The sequence below is a fragment of the Candidatus Thiopontia autotrophica genome (assembly GCF_982804495.1).
On record NZ_CEYDPX010000001.1, the window covers coordinates 1 to 12,608 of the forward strand.

A 12,608-nucleotide genomic window follows, 5' to 3' on the forward strand; every position below is an offset into this window, starting at 1 on the left:
GGCTACGTTTTGCAATCCGTGAGGGTGGCAGAACTGTAGGTTCTGGTGTTGTTTCAAAGATTATCGAATAAGCAGAATTAATTCGAAGATTTTTGAGTAATTATTTAATTATTAACGACTGAGTAATAATAATGGCTGGACAGAGAATTCGTATCCGTCTTAAAGCGTTCGATTATCGTCTGATTGATCAATCAGCACGTGAAATCGCACAGACGGCAAAGCGTACCGGGGCACAGGTTATAGGACCTATCCCGCTACCGACAAAAAAAGAGCGCTTTACTATTTTGGTCTCTCCGCATGTCAATAAAGACGCGCGCGACCAGTATGAGCTACGTACACATAAGCGAATGATGGATATCGTTGATCCTACAGATAAGACTGTAGATGCATTGATGAAGCTGGATCTTGCTGCTGGTGTAGATGTGCAAATTAAGCTTTCTTGATTGAAGTATTAGATAAGTAGAGGAATTGAAGATGTCAATCGGACTAGTAGGTCGAAAAGTCGGGATGAGTCGGGTGTTCACCGAAGAGGGTGCATCTGTTCCCGTGACCGTTATCCAGGTTGAGCCCAACAGGGTAACTCAGGTAAAGAGTGACGAGACTGATGGGTACAGCGCAATACAGGTAACCACCGGTAGCCGTAGAGCTTCTCGAGTAACCAAACCAATGGCTGGGCACTATGCCAAGGCTGGTGTTGAGGCTGGACGTGGACTCTGGGAGTTCCGTCTTACCGCTGAAGAGGTTGCAGAATTTGAGCCAGGTAAAGAGGTTGAGAGTTCAATCTTTGAAGCTGGGCAGAAGGTGGATGTTACTGGAACAAACCGTGGATTTGGTTTCCAGGGTGGTATCAAGCGCCATCACTTTAGTGGTCTTGATAGTACTCATGGTAACTCTATTTCTCACCGCTCTAACGGTTCAATTGGTCAGTGTCAGACCCCTGGACGAGTATTCAAGGGCAAGAAAATGTCTGGCCATATGGGTAATGTTCAGCGTACAGCACAGAATTTAGAAGTTGTTCGGGTTGATGCCGAACGTAATTTAATCCTGATAAAGGGGGCAGTTCCTGGTGCAAAGGGTGGTGATCTGATCATCCGTCATGCAGTCAAGTCTGCCAGCCAAGGATAAGGAGTCAGAATCATGGAATTAAATGTACGTGATTTTCCAGCAGGAAAGGATCAGTCAAAGATAGCAGTCTCTGATGTTGCTTTTTCTGCAGACTATAATGAGGCGTTGATCCATCAGGTGGTTACAGCGTATCTTGCAGGTGCCAGAGCGGGTACAGTTGCACAGAAAAATCGTTCTGATGTAAGGGGCGGTGGCGCAAAGCCATGGCGTCAGAAAGGAACTGGGCGTGCCCGTGCGGGAACCAGCCGTAGTCCAATTTGGAGAAGTGGTGGCGTTACTTTTGCTGCACGTCCAAGAAACTATGAGCAGAAAGTTAACAAGAAGATGTACCGTGCAGCGATGCGTTCCATTCTTTCCGAGTTGGTTCGCCAGGATAGGCTGACAGTAGTATCCGATCTTGCTATCGATACACCAAAAACCAAGGCACTGAGCAGTGCATTGAACGGGTTTGGTATGGATAACGTTCTAATCGTCTCTGGTGAGGTGGATGAGAATTTGTATCTTGCGGCAAGAAATATTCCTCATGTCGGAGTGACGGATGTGACTGCAATGGACCCAGTTAGTCTGGTCTCCTATGGGAGTGTATTAATGACTGAATCTGCACTGAAACAGATTGAGGAGTCACTGGTATGAATAATAATCAAGAGAGATTAATGAAGATTGTACTGGCGCCTCATGTTACTGAGAAGAGTGCTATGGCTGCTGAGATGCGCAACCAGTATGTGTTTCGTGTAGTAAAGGATGCCAGTAAACCAGAGATCAAACAGGCAGTTGAGATGATGTTTGACGTCAAGGTTGATGGAGTTACTGTCAGTAACGTCAAGGGCAAGATTAAACGTGCGGGGGCTAAATTTGGTCGACGTGCAAGTTGGAAAAAGGCTTTTGTAACCCTCAGTGAGGGGCAGGAAATCGAATTTATGGGTGCTGAATAGCGTTCAGGTTTAGTTTCGAAGGAATAGTAGAAAAATGGCAATCGTAAAATCAAAACCAACATCACCAGGACGTCGTTTTGTTGTCTCTGTGGTGAATCATGAACTGCATAAGGGAAAACCACATGCAGCTTTGATTGCAAAAAAGGCAAAGAATGGTGGTCGTAACAATGATGGACGAATTACAACTCGTCATCGTGGCGGTGGTCACAAGCAGCGCTATCGCATAATTGATTTCAAGCGTAACAAGGATGGGATTCCTGCTCGTGTAGAACGTCTTGAATATGATCCTAACCGTACTGCAAATATTGCTTTGGTACTTTATGCAGATGGTGAGCGTCGTTACATTATTGCACCAAAAGGTGTTAGTGCTGGTGATGCACTTATGTCTGGAAGTAGTGCTGAGATCAAAGTTGGAAATACCATGGCGATACTTGATATACCGCTAGGTACAACTATCCACTGTATTGAGTTGAAGCCGGGAAAGGGCGCACAGATTGCCCGTTCTGCTGGCACCTCTGCCCAGTATGTTGCAAAGGAGGGGGCTTTTGCCACCTTGCGACTTCGTTCAGGTGAGATGCGCAAGATTTCTCTGGAGTGTCGAGCAACGATTGGTGAAGTGAGTAATGGTGAGCATTCACTGAGAAAGCTTGGCAAGGCAGGCGCTACTCGCTGGCGTGGTGTTCGCCCAACGGTGCGTGGTGTTGCGATGAACCCGGTTGACCATCCGCATGGTGGTGGTGAGGGTAGAACCTCTGGTGGTCGTCATCCTGTTTCACCATGGGGTATGCCAACCAAGGGCTACAAGACAAGATCAAACAAGAGGACGGACCAGTATATTGTCCGTCGTCGTAACAAGAAGTAACTGAGACGAGGATTACAACGTGTCGCGTTCAATTAAAAAAGGTCCATTTATCGATGAGCATCTTCGCACCAAGGTGAAGAATGCGGTTGAAAGTAAAGATCGACGTCCTATCAAGACATGGTCGAGAAGATCAATGGTTATGCCAGAGATGATCGGGTTGACTATTGCAATACATAATGGGCGTCAACATGTTCCTGTATTGATCAATGAGAATATGGTTGGTCACAAGTTGGGTGAATTTGCATTGACCCGTACATACCGTGGTCATACGGCAGACAAGAAGGCGAGCAAGTAATAGTATGGAAACTTTTGCAAAACTTAGAAATGCGAAAATTTCTGCACAGAAGGTACGTCTGGTTGTAGATCAGATTCGCGGCCTTCCTGTAGAAAATGCAGTGGATCTGCTGAGATTCAGCAACAAGAAGGCTGCTCATATTGTCGGCAAGATCCTCAACTCTGCAATCGCAAATGCAGAGCACAATGAAGGTGCAGATATTGATGAATTGAAGGTCTCAACAGCATTTGTTGATGAGGGACCAACTTATAAACGAATTCAGCCTCGTGCAAAAGGACGCGCGAATCGAATTCTTAAACGAACCAGTCACATTAGTGTGTCTGTGTCAGATCGCTGAGGAAAAGCGGAATGGGTCAAAAAGTACATCCAATTGGTTATCGTCTGGGTTATATCAAGGACTGGAACTCAACCTGGTATGCGGATAGCAGTAGCTATGCAGATCAGCTGTATGCGGATCTTACAATCAGGGATTTCCTGAAGAAGCGCCTCTCTCAGGCCTCTGTAAGTCGTATTCAGATTGAGCGTCCATCAGGTAATGCAAGAATCACTATTCATACGGCTCGCCCAGGAATCGTGATCGGCAAGAAGGGCGAGGATATTGAAAAGCTGCGCCGTGAGGTTTCGGCCAAGATGGGGATTCCTGTTCAGATCAATATCGAAGAGATTCGTAAACCTGAGTTGGATGCGCAGTTAGTGGCTGAGGGTATCGCGCAGCAGCTTGAAAAGAGAATCATGTTTCGTCGTGCCATGAAACGCTCTGTGGGCAACACTATGCGTTCTGGTGGCAAGGGTATCCGTATCAATGTTGCAGGACGTCTTAACGGAGCAGAGATCGCCCGTACTGAGTGGTATCGTGAAGGTCGTGTACCACTCCATACCCTGCGCGCAGATATTGACTATGGGTTTGCTGAGGCAAATACCACCTACGGAATTCTCGGCGTCAAGGTGTGGATATTCAAGGGTGAGGTGTACGACACTTCAGTTATTGGCAAGCAGCCTGATGCAGAAGACAAGAAAGCTAAATAAGTAATAAAGTAAAACGATAGGGAAGAAGAGCAATGCTTCAACCGAAAAGAACAAAATTTCGCAAGCAGATGAAGGGTAGAAACCGCGGTCTTGCGCAGAATGGCAACTCCGTCAGTTTTGGAGAGTATGGTCTCAAGGCTACCGGGCGTGGACGAATCACGGCTCGCCAGATTGAGGCGGCTCGACGCACAATTACTCGTCAGGTGAAACGTGGGGGCAAGCTTACCATCCGCATCTTCCCGGACAAGCCAATTACCAAAAAGCCACTTGAAGTACGTCAAGGTAAGGGTAAGGGTAATGTTGAATATTGGGTTGCACAGATCCAGCCTGGCAAGATGTTATATGAGATTGAGGGTGTTTCTGAGGAGCTGGCACGTGAGGCGTTCAAGCTTGCGGCAGCAAAACTCCCAATAGCGACAGCTTTTGTTGCACGTACTCCGCTATAAAAGGTAGCAACGATGAAAACAAGTGAATTGAGAAAAATGGATGAGACAGAACTGCAAAAAGAGTTGCAGGAGATGTTGCGCGAGCAATTTAATCTGCGCATGCAGAAGGCAACCAATCAGCTCTCTGATAATAGTCAGATGAAGAAGGTTCGTCATAACATTGCTCGGGTGAAGACAATTATGAATGAAATGAAAGGTGCAGCATCATGAGTGAGCAGACCACAACTGGACGTACTATTACTGGGCGTGTTGTCTCAAATAAGGGAGACAAAAGCATTACTGTAATGGTTCAACGTCAGGTTAAGCATCCTATTTACAAAAAGTTTATCAAGCGTTCAACCAAGCTGCATGCACATGATGAGAACAATCAGTGTAACGAAGGCGATGTAGTAACGATTCAGGAGTGTCGTCCAATCTCCAAGAGTAAATCGTTCAGACTGGTTGAGGTTGTTGAGAGCGCGGCTGCAGTTTAGAGCAGAATTAATAAGAATTGATAGTTAGAAAGTTTGGAGAGAACCGATGATTCAGATGCAGTCAACATTGAGCGTTGCCGATAACAGTGGCGCAAAAAAGGTCATGTGCATCAAGGTGCTTGGTGGATCTAAGCGTCGTTATGCTGGTATTGGTGATGTGATCAAGGTCAGCGTAAAAGAAGCCCTGCCTCGTGGCAAGGTTAAAAAAGGCGACGTTTATAATGCGGTGGTTGTACGTACTCGTAAGGGAGTTCGTCGCAACGATGGTTCGCTGATCCGTTTTGATGGTAATGCCGCAGTAATGCTAAATAGTAAGCATGAACCAATTGGCACACGTATTTTTGGCCCAGTGACTCGTGAACTGAGAAACAAGAAGTTCATGAAGATTGTTTCATTGGCACCAGAAGTTATTTGATTAGCAGAAATTTAGAGACAGCAACATGCGTAAAATCAAAAAAGGTGATGAGGTAGTTGTCCTCACCGGAAAAGATAAGGGACAGAGGGGCACAGTGGCACGTGTCATTTCTGAAAAGGATCGTATCATTGTAGATGGAATCAATATGGTAAAGAAACATACCAAAGCGAATCCTAATATGGGTGTTTCAGGTGGTATTGTCGAGAAAGAGATGTCTATCCATGTTTCCAACGTTGCAGTTTATAACAATGCAACCGGAAAAGCGGATCGTGTTGGTTTCAAGACCCTGGACGACGGCCGTAAAGTTCGTTATTTCAAATCAAGCGGCGAAGTTGTCGACGCATAAGAGATCAAGGTCATGAGTATTAGTAAAGATCATTATAAAGACATAGTTGTTAACCAGCTCATGGAGCAGTTTGGTTACAAGAGTGTTATGGAAGTTCCAAAAATCACCAAGATCTCACTGAATATGGGTGTTGGTGAGGCGACAGCGGACAAGAAAATTCTTGACCATGCGGTTGCAGACATGGAGAAGATTGCTGGCCAGAAGCCGGTAAAGACCATGGCACGTTTATCCATTGCAGGATTCAAGATTCGTGATGGTTGGCCAATTGGTTGTAAGGTTACGTTGCGTAAAGAGCGTATGTACGATTTTCTTGATCGTCTGATTGATATTTCGATTCCACGTATTCGTGATTTTCGTGGACTTAACGGCAAATCATTCGATGGTCGTGGAAACTACACCATGGGTGTAACAGAGCAGATAATCTTTCCTGAGATCGATTACGACAAGATAGACGCATTGCGTGGTCTTGATGTCAGCGTTGTTACTACTGCAAAAACGGATGAGGAAGGCAAGGCCTTGTTGGCTGCGATGAACTTCCCGTTCAAGAATTAATTACTTATTTGGTAAAAGAGTGAGACAGGACTAGAAATATGGCAAAGACCTCAATGATTCAACGCGAACTGCGCCGAGAGAAGTTGGTCAAAAGATATGCGGCAAAACGTACCGAGCTGAGAAGCAAGATGATGGATGCTTCACTTGCACCAGAAGAGAGAGCCGCAGCGCGTCGTAAGTTTAATATGTTGCCAAGAGACTCAAGCCCCTCTCGTCAGCATAACCGTTGTAGCCTGACAGGTCGTCCTCACGGGTTTTACAGAAAATTTGGCCTTAGCAGAAACAAGTTGCGTGAGGCTACAATGCGCGGAGATGTGCCTGGACTAAGAAAGGCAAGTTGGTAAGCGCAGTTATTGGAACAGTAACTGGTTACAAGAGTCACAATAGAATTTTTGGAATATAAAAGATGAGTATGCAAGACCCAATAGCAGATATGTTAACCCGTATCCGCAATGCACTGGCAGTAGAGAAGAAGGTGGTATCAATGCCATCATCTAAAATGAAGAGAGCGATCGCCACAGTAATGAAGGATGAAGGTTATATTTCTGATTACTCTGTGGCTGAGGATGGTGGAAAGGCTGAGCTGAAAATCGAGCTTAAATATTTCCAGGGTCAGCCAGTTATAGAGATGATGAAGAGAATAAGCCGTCCTGGTCTACGTACATACACAGGCAAGGATGATGTTCCATCAGTGAATGCGGGTCTTGGTATTGCCATAATTTCTACCCCAGGCGGACTGATGACAGACCGTGCTGCCAGAAAAGCTGGACTTGGCGGTGAAGTGATCTGCCACGTTTATTAAGATCATATTGTAATAATTTGTTAATCGAATTCAGGTAAAACAAGATGTCTAGAATTGCAAATGCCCCTGTCGAGATCCCAACCGGAGTGGATGTCACAGTAAGCGGACAAAAGATTCAGGTCAAAGGTGCCAACGGTAGTTTTGATTATGATGTACATGAGACAGTCAATGTCGCACACGAGGATAACGTTGTTCGTGTTTCTGCAAAAGGTGGAAAAGAGTGTGTTGCAATGGCAGGCACGATGCGCGCCTTGATCAACAACATGGTTGTTGGTGTCAGTGCCGGTTTTGAGAAAAAACTGACGCTGATTGGTGTTGGATATCGTGCCAAGGCTGCAGGAAAGAAACTGGAGTTGACTCTTGGTTTTTCACATCCTGTAAATTATGCGATTCCTGAGGGAATCACTATCGAGACACCAGCAGCGACAGAGGTTGTTGTTAAGGGTGCAGATAAGCAGAAGGTGGGGCAGGTTGCCGCAGAGATTCGCGCATTCCGTCCACCAGAGCCATACAAAGGTAAGGGTGTTCGTTATACGGATGAGCATGTTATTCGTAAAGAAGCGAAGAAGAAATAGGTGCTCGCAAGGGTATAAGCTAAAACGGTTGAATGGACTAATAACTGGATTAAACCGCAGGATTTATCAATGGATAAAAAACAGACCCGACTACGTCGTGCAAGACGTACACGTGCAAAGATCAAAGAACTTGGTGTGCCTCGCTTAACAGTGCACCGTACTCCAAGACATATCTATGCACAGGTAATTAATCATGACTCCAAGGTTGTGGCAAGTGCCTCGACCCTGCTCTCTGAGGTTAGCTCAGAGGCTGGCGCAACAGGCAATGTTGCAGCAGCAGCAGTGGTTGGAAAAGTGATTGCAGAGCGTACCAAGGATGCGGGTGTAACCCGTGTCGCTTTTGATAGATCAGGGTTCAGATACCATGGTCGCATCAAGGCATTGGCAGATGCTGCACGTGAGAATGGACTTGATTTTTAATCAAGGGCATTAATAGATATAACATTACAGACAAACAGACCTGGTTGATAAATTAGGAAGCGAAGATGGCAGAGAAGAAACAGTTCAAAAAAGATAATGATGATGGCATGCTGGAGAAGCTTGTTGCTGTCAATCGAGTAGCGAAAACCGTCAAGGGTGGACGAATTTTCTCTTTTACCGCGCTGACTGTTGTTGGTGATGGGAATGGAAAGATTGGTTTCGGTTATGGAAAGGCTCGTGAAGTACCATTAGCCATCCAGAAAGCGATGGAACGTGCACGTCGTGATATCAAGACAGTTGAGCTGGATGGGGGAACACTACAGTACCCAATCAGTGCAACACATGGCGCAGCAGACGTCTACATGCAACCAGCATCTGAAGGTACAGGAATTATTGCTGGCGGTGCCATGCGAGCTGTCTTTGAGGTAGTGGGAGTTCATAACGTACTTGCCAAGCGCAATGGCTCATCCAATCCAATTAATGTGGTTCGTGCAACAATCAAGGGTCTTACAGAGATGAATAGCCCTTCACAGATTGCAGCGAAACGTGGCAAAACTGTTGAAGAGATTCTGGGGTAGAAACCATGGCAGATAACAACACAATTACAGTGACACTGGTCAAGAGCACAATTGGACGCCTTCCTTCACATAAGGCTTGCGCAGCTGGTCTTGGAATTCGTCGTATGCATCAGACTGTAACAGTGATCGATACTCCTGAAAATCGTGGAATGATCAATAAAATCAGCTATATGCTGAAGGTTGAGGGTTAAATCATGCATCTTAATACAATCAAGCCAGCTGAAGGCGCCAAAAAGGATGCCAAGCGAGTAGGTCGTGGCATCGGTTCCGGTTCTGGAAAGACCTGTGGGCGCGGCCACAAGGGACAGAAGTCCCGTTCTGGCGGTTACCATAAAGTAGGTTTCGAGGGTGGTCAGCAACCACTGCAGCGTCGTCTGCCAAAGGTCGGTTTTGCATCTCGTAAGGCACGTTTTGTTGCAGAGGTTCGTCTCCATGAGTTGGAGAAAGCTGCGGTTGATAACCAGATTGATCTGTTGGCACTTAAGGCTGCAAATATTGTTGGTCAGGATATCAAGCACGCAAAGGTAATTGCCTCCGGTGAGATCACCCAGGCCGTGACTGTAAGTGGCTTGGGAGTCACTCCCGGTGCACGTGCAGCAATCGAGGCCGCTGGCGGCAAAATCGAAGAGTAGTAATCTAGAACAATGGCACATAAACAGGCAATTGGTGGCAACTCCACAGGCAAACTGACCGAGCTAAAAACTCGTCTGTTATTTGTGGTGGGTGCGATTATTGTCTATCGCATGGGTGCCCATATCCCGGTTCCCGGAATTGATCCTAATGCTCTAAAGGCGATGTTTGATCAGCAGTCAGGGACTATCCTGGACATGTTCAACATGTTCTCGGGTGGTGCATTGATGCGTTTGAGCCTGTTTGCTCTGGGAATCATGCCCTACATCTCTGCCTCTATTATCATGAATCTGTTGACGGTTACCTCTCCAAAGCTGGAACAGCTGAAGAAAGAGGGACAGTCTGGACGCAGAAAAATTACTCAATATACTCGTTACGGAACCCTGGTTCTGGCTACATTCCAGGCGCTTGGAATCTCCATTGCGTTGGAGTCACAGTCTGCTGGTGGAATGAGCGTAGTAATTGATCCGGGCTTGGCGTTCCGTTTTGTGGCAGTTACCACCCTGGTTACCGGAACCATGTTCCTGATGTGGCTTGGTGAACAGATAACAGAGCGTGGCATTGGTAACGGTATCTCACTGATTATCTTCGCTGGTATTGTTGCAGGTCTTCCATCGGCAGTTGGTGGAACCATGGAGTTGGCCCGTACCGGAGAGATGCACCCAATTACAGTTCTGGTTCTCTTTATAGGGGCCATACTGGTGACTGCATTTGTAGTCTTTGTTGAGAGAGGGCAGCGTAGAATTACAGTTAACTATGCCAAGCAGCAGCGCGGAAACAAGCTATATGCAGGACAGAGTAGCCACCTGCCACTCAAGGTAAATATGGCTGGTGTAATCCCCCCAATTTTTGCCTCCAGTATTATCCTGTTCCCGGCAACGATGGGAAGCTGGTTTGGTAGCGGTGAGGGGATGGAGTGGATGAAGGATCTGGCCACTACACTTTCCCCCGGACAGCCGCTCTATGTTGCATTCTATGCTGTTGCAATTATATTTTTCTGCTTCTTCTATACGGCTCTGGTATTCAACCCGAAGGAGACTGCAGACAACCTGAGAAGATCAGGTGCATTTATCCCGGGGATTCGCCCAGGGGCACAGACAGCAAAGTATATTGATAAGGTGATGACGAGGTTGACACTGATTGGTGCTGGTTACATCACTGCAGTCAGTCTGCTTCCTGAATTCCTGATCATTAAGTGGAATGTTCCATTCTACTTTGGCGGAACCTCACTGTTGATTATCGTAGTTGTGATCATGGATTTTATCTCTCAGGTTCAGTCTCATCTTCTCTCCCATCAGTATGATGGTCTGATGAAGAAGGCAAATCTTAAAGGGTATGGTCGCAGTGGGATCTAAAAATTTTGGAGTAATGAAATGAAAGTTCGCGCATCAGTAAAGAAAATGTGTCAACACTGTAAGGTTATTCGCCGTAATGGTGTTGTACGTGTGATTTGTAGTAAAGACCCAAAACATAAACAGCGTCAGGGCTAGTCGTCCTCGTTGAAGTGGTGGTTGATTTTTGTACACATAATAGGTATCCTTGCGCGCTTTCTGCGTGGTGCGCAGGTGTGAAATAGGATCGTTTAGGAGAAGAGCCAGATGGCACGAATTGCGGGTGTAAATGTACCTGATAACAAACATGCTTGGGTTGCACTAACCTCTATTTATGGGGTAGGTAGAACTCGCGCTTATACAATCTGCGAAGCAGCTGGTATTGAAGCGTCAACCAAAATCCGTGATCTCGAAGAGAGTCAGCTTGAATCTATTCGAGGGATTGTTGGTAAATTCACGGTTGAAGGTGATCTTCGACGTGAGATCTCAATGAATATCAAACGGTTGATGGATCTTGGTACCAACCGCGGTATCCGTCATCGTCGTGGTCTTCCGGTTAGAGGTCAGAACACCAAGAACAATGCACGTACTCGCAAGGGTCCGAAGAAGCCAATTAAGCGTTAATTGGTTGAACTGTTCAGGTTTTTTTTAATTTTTAGTTTTTAGGGTTTTATAGTTTTATGGCACAGGCATCCGCTTCAAAGCGTAAAAAGGTAAAAAAGAATGTCCCTGAGGGGATTGTGCATGTACATGCAACATTCAATAACACCATCATTACCATTACTGACCGTAAGGGTGACACACTCTGTTGGGCAACATCTGGAGGAAGCGGTTTCCGTGGCTCCAGAAAGAGCACTCCATTTGCGGCACAGGTTGCCGCTGAGAAGGCGGGTGTGCAGGCTCAAGAGTATGGCGTCAAGTCAGTAGATGTTCGCATCAAGGGGCCTGGACCTGGTCGTGAATCCTCAGTGCGCGCACTAAACAATATTGGAATCCGTGTTAATAGCATCACTGATGTTACTCCACTGCCACATAATGGCTGTCGTCCACCCAAGAAACGCCGCGTATAACGGTCTGAAAAATTAGGAGAATTATACTGTGGCAAAATATACAGGACCAAAATGTAAACTTTCCCGTCGTGAGGGAACAGATCTTGGATTGAAGAGTGGAATTCGTGCTCTTGAGACAAAATGCAAGATTGATCAACTTCCAGGTCAGCATGGTAGCGGCGCACGTCGTCCACGCATGTCAGACTATGCACTTCAGTTGCGTGAGAAGCAAAAAGTTCGTCGTATGTATGGTCTGCTAGAGAAGCAGTTCCGTAGTTACTACAAAGAGGCTGCACGTCGTAAAGGGTCTACAGGTGAGAACCTGCTACAGATTCTTGAGGCACGCCTCGATAATGTTGTCTACCGTATGGGGTTTGGCTCTACTCGTGCTGAGGCACGTCAACTAGTCAACCATAAATCAGTATTGGTGAATGGCAATGTATTGAATATTCCATCCTATCAACTGAGGGCGGATGATGTCATATCCATTCGTGAGAAGGCAAAGAAGCAGGAGCGCATCAAGATGTCTCTGCAGCTTGCACCGCAGGCTCGTGAAGATGCTGAGTGGCTGGATGTGAATGCAGAGAAGATGGAGGGTACATTCAAGAGCATGCCGGAGCGTACTGATCTTTCTGCAGAAATTAATGAACACCTGATTGTCGAGCTCTACTCCAAGTAATTGAGAGGTTATTTGCTGGGTAGTTGTACTCTATGTTTGAAGCACGAAAGATAATTAGATAAGAGGTAAAAA

Annotated in this window: 27 protein-coding genes; all 27 read left to right on the forward strand. The window is 46.2% G+C overall.

The features are described from left to right. Positions 1–71, forward strand: a 71-nt coding sequence (locus tag AC3ZFK_RS00005) for an EF-Tu C-terminal domain-related protein (RefSeq protein WP_202398113.1), incomplete at its 5' end; no start/stop codon positions are given. Positions 72–131: 60 nt separating this feature from the next. Beyond that, entirely contained in the window at positions 132–443 is a 312-nt protein-coding gene (gene rpsJ, locus AC3ZFK_RS00010; protein ID WP_487506200.1) for a 30S ribosomal protein S10, read from the forward strand. Positions 444–474: 31 nt separating this feature from the next. Further along, positions 475–1,125, forward strand: a complete 651-nt coding sequence (rplC, locus tag AC3ZFK_RS00015) for a 50S ribosomal protein L3 (RefSeq protein WP_487506201.1) — start codon at positions 475–477, stop codon at positions 1,123–1,125. A 12-nt stretch (positions 1,126–1,137) separates the two neighbouring features. Continuing rightward, a complete protein-coding gene (gene rplD / locus AC3ZFK_RS00020) occupies positions 1,138–1,758 on the forward strand; it encodes a 50S ribosomal protein L4 (protein ID WP_487506202.1) in 621 nt (206 codons plus the stop codon). Then, complete coding sequence (gene rplW, locus AC3ZFK_RS00025; RefSeq protein WP_487506203.1) at positions 1,755–2,057, forward strand: 50S ribosomal protein L23; 303 nt, start codon at positions 1,755–1,757, stop codon at positions 2,055–2,057. The genes rplD and rplW overlap by 4 nt, the downstream gene beginning before the upstream one ends. A gap of 34 nt (positions 2,058–2,091) precedes the next feature. After that, positions 2,092–2,919: a 50S ribosomal protein L2 gene (gene rplB / locus AC3ZFK_RS00030; protein ID WP_487506204.1), complete on the forward strand. Its 828-nt coding sequence runs from the start codon at positions 2,092–2,094 to the stop codon at positions 2,917–2,919. A 19-nt stretch (positions 2,920–2,938) separates the two neighbouring features. Continuing rightward, positions 2,939–3,214 carry a 30S ribosomal protein S19 gene (rpsS, locus tag AC3ZFK_RS00035; RefSeq protein ID WP_487506205.1) on the forward strand — a complete coding sequence of 92 codons (276 nt, stop codon included), beginning with the start codon at positions 2,939–2,941 and terminating at the stop codon, positions 3,212–3,214. A 4-nt stretch (positions 3,215–3,218) separates the two neighbouring features. Continuing rightward, positions 3,219–3,551: a 50S ribosomal protein L22 gene (rplV, locus tag AC3ZFK_RS00040; protein WP_487506206.1), complete on the forward strand. Its 333-nt coding sequence runs from the start codon at positions 3,219–3,221 to the stop codon at positions 3,549–3,551. An 11-nt stretch (positions 3,552–3,562) separates the two neighbouring features. Then, entirely contained in the window at positions 3,563–4,240 is a 678-nt protein-coding gene (gene rpsC, locus AC3ZFK_RS00045; RefSeq protein ID WP_487541271.1) for a 30S ribosomal protein S3, read from the forward strand. 32 nt (positions 4,241–4,272) lie between these two features. Continuing rightward, positions 4,273–4,686: a 50S ribosomal protein L16 gene (gene rplP / locus AC3ZFK_RS00050; RefSeq protein WP_487506208.1), complete on the forward strand. Its 414-nt coding sequence runs from the start codon at positions 4,273–4,275 to the stop codon at positions 4,684–4,686. Positions 4,687–4,698: 12 nt separating this feature from the next. Next, positions 4,699–4,896: a 50S ribosomal protein L29 gene (gene rpmC / locus AC3ZFK_RS00055; protein WP_487506209.1), complete on the forward strand. Its 198-nt coding sequence runs from the start codon at positions 4,699–4,701 to the stop codon at positions 4,894–4,896. Beyond that, a complete protein-coding gene (gene rpsQ / locus AC3ZFK_RS00060; RefSeq protein WP_487506210.1) occupies positions 4,893–5,159 on the forward strand; it encodes a 30S ribosomal protein S17 in 267 nt (88 codons plus the stop codon). Before rpmC ends, rpsQ begins: the two co-directional genes overlap by 4 nt. A 46-nt stretch (positions 5,160–5,205) precedes the next feature. Continuing rightward, positions 5,206–5,574, forward strand: coding sequence for a 50S ribosomal protein L14 (gene rplN / locus AC3ZFK_RS00065; RefSeq protein WP_487506211.1), 369 nt, complete (start codon positions 5,206–5,208; stop codon positions 5,572–5,574). 25 nt (positions 5,575–5,599) lie between these two features. Continuing rightward, positions 5,600–5,920, forward strand: a complete 321-nt coding sequence (rplX, locus tag AC3ZFK_RS00070; protein WP_487506212.1) for a 50S ribosomal protein L24 — start codon at positions 5,600–5,602, stop codon at positions 5,918–5,920. 12 nt (positions 5,921–5,932) lie between these two features. Beyond that, positions 5,933–6,472 (forward strand): 50S ribosomal protein L5, encoded by a 540-nt coding sequence (rplE, locus tag AC3ZFK_RS00075; RefSeq protein ID WP_487506213.1) that lies wholly within the window; start codon positions 5,933–5,935, stop codon positions 6,470–6,472. Positions 6,473–6,510: 38 nt separating this feature from the next. Continuing rightward, positions 6,511–6,816, forward strand: coding sequence for a 30S ribosomal protein S14 (gene rpsN, locus AC3ZFK_RS00080; protein WP_487506214.1), 306 nt, complete (start codon positions 6,511–6,513; stop codon positions 6,814–6,816). Positions 6,817–6,878: 62 nt separating this feature from the next. Beyond that, complete coding sequence (gene rpsH / locus AC3ZFK_RS00085; RefSeq protein ID WP_487506215.1) at positions 6,879–7,274, forward strand: 30S ribosomal protein S8; 396 nt, start codon at positions 6,879–6,881, stop codon at positions 7,272–7,274. Between the two features lie 44 nt (positions 7,275–7,318). Beyond that, positions 7,319–7,849, forward strand: a complete 531-nt coding sequence (gene rplF, locus AC3ZFK_RS00090) for a 50S ribosomal protein L6 (RefSeq protein ID WP_487506216.1) — start codon at positions 7,319–7,321, stop codon at positions 7,847–7,849. 69 nt (positions 7,850–7,918) lie between these two features. Beyond that, positions 7,919–8,269 (forward strand): 50S ribosomal protein L18, encoded by a 351-nt coding sequence (gene rplR, locus AC3ZFK_RS00095; RefSeq protein WP_487506217.1) that lies wholly within the window; start codon positions 7,919–7,921, stop codon positions 8,267–8,269. A gap of 65 nt (positions 8,270–8,334) precedes the next feature. Beyond that, positions 8,335–8,847 (forward strand): 30S ribosomal protein S5, encoded by a 513-nt coding sequence (gene rpsE / locus AC3ZFK_RS00100; protein ID WP_487506218.1) that lies wholly within the window; start codon positions 8,335–8,337, stop codon positions 8,845–8,847. Between the two features lie 5 nt (positions 8,848–8,852). Beyond that, entirely contained in the window at positions 8,853–9,038 is a 186-nt protein-coding gene (rpmD, locus tag AC3ZFK_RS00105; RefSeq protein WP_487506219.1) for a 50S ribosomal protein L30, read from the forward strand. Between the two features lie 3 nt (positions 9,039–9,041). Further along, complete coding sequence (rplO, locus tag AC3ZFK_RS00110) at positions 9,042–9,479, forward strand: 50S ribosomal protein L15 (protein ID WP_487506220.1); 438 nt, start codon at positions 9,042–9,044, stop codon at positions 9,477–9,479. A gap of 12 nt (positions 9,480–9,491) precedes the next feature. Continuing rightward, positions 9,492–10,832 (forward strand): preprotein translocase subunit SecY, encoded by a 1,341-nt coding sequence (gene secY, locus AC3ZFK_RS00115; RefSeq protein ID WP_487506221.1) that lies wholly within the window; start codon positions 9,492–9,494, stop codon positions 10,830–10,832. Positions 10,833–10,850: 18 nt separating this feature from the next. Then, entirely contained in the window at positions 10,851–10,967 is a 117-nt protein-coding gene (gene rpmJ, locus AC3ZFK_RS00120; protein ID WP_487506222.1) for a 50S ribosomal protein L36, read from the forward strand. A 108-nt stretch (positions 10,968–11,075) separates the two neighbouring features. Next, positions 11,076–11,432, forward strand: a complete 357-nt coding sequence (rpsM, locus tag AC3ZFK_RS00125; protein ID WP_487506223.1) for a 30S ribosomal protein S13 — start codon at positions 11,076–11,078, stop codon at positions 11,430–11,432. A gap of 56 nt (positions 11,433–11,488) precedes the next feature. Continuing rightward, a complete protein-coding gene (rpsK, locus tag AC3ZFK_RS00130) occupies positions 11,489–11,878 on the forward strand; it encodes a 30S ribosomal protein S11 (protein WP_487506224.1) in 390 nt (129 codons plus the stop codon). 28 nt (positions 11,879–11,906) lie between these two features. Beyond that, on the forward strand, positions 11,907–12,536 hold the full coding sequence (rpsD, locus tag AC3ZFK_RS00135; RefSeq protein WP_487506225.1) for a 30S ribosomal protein S4: 630 nt from the start codon (positions 11,907–11,909) through the stop codon (positions 12,534–12,536). Positions 12,537–12,608 lie beyond the last annotated feature (72 nt).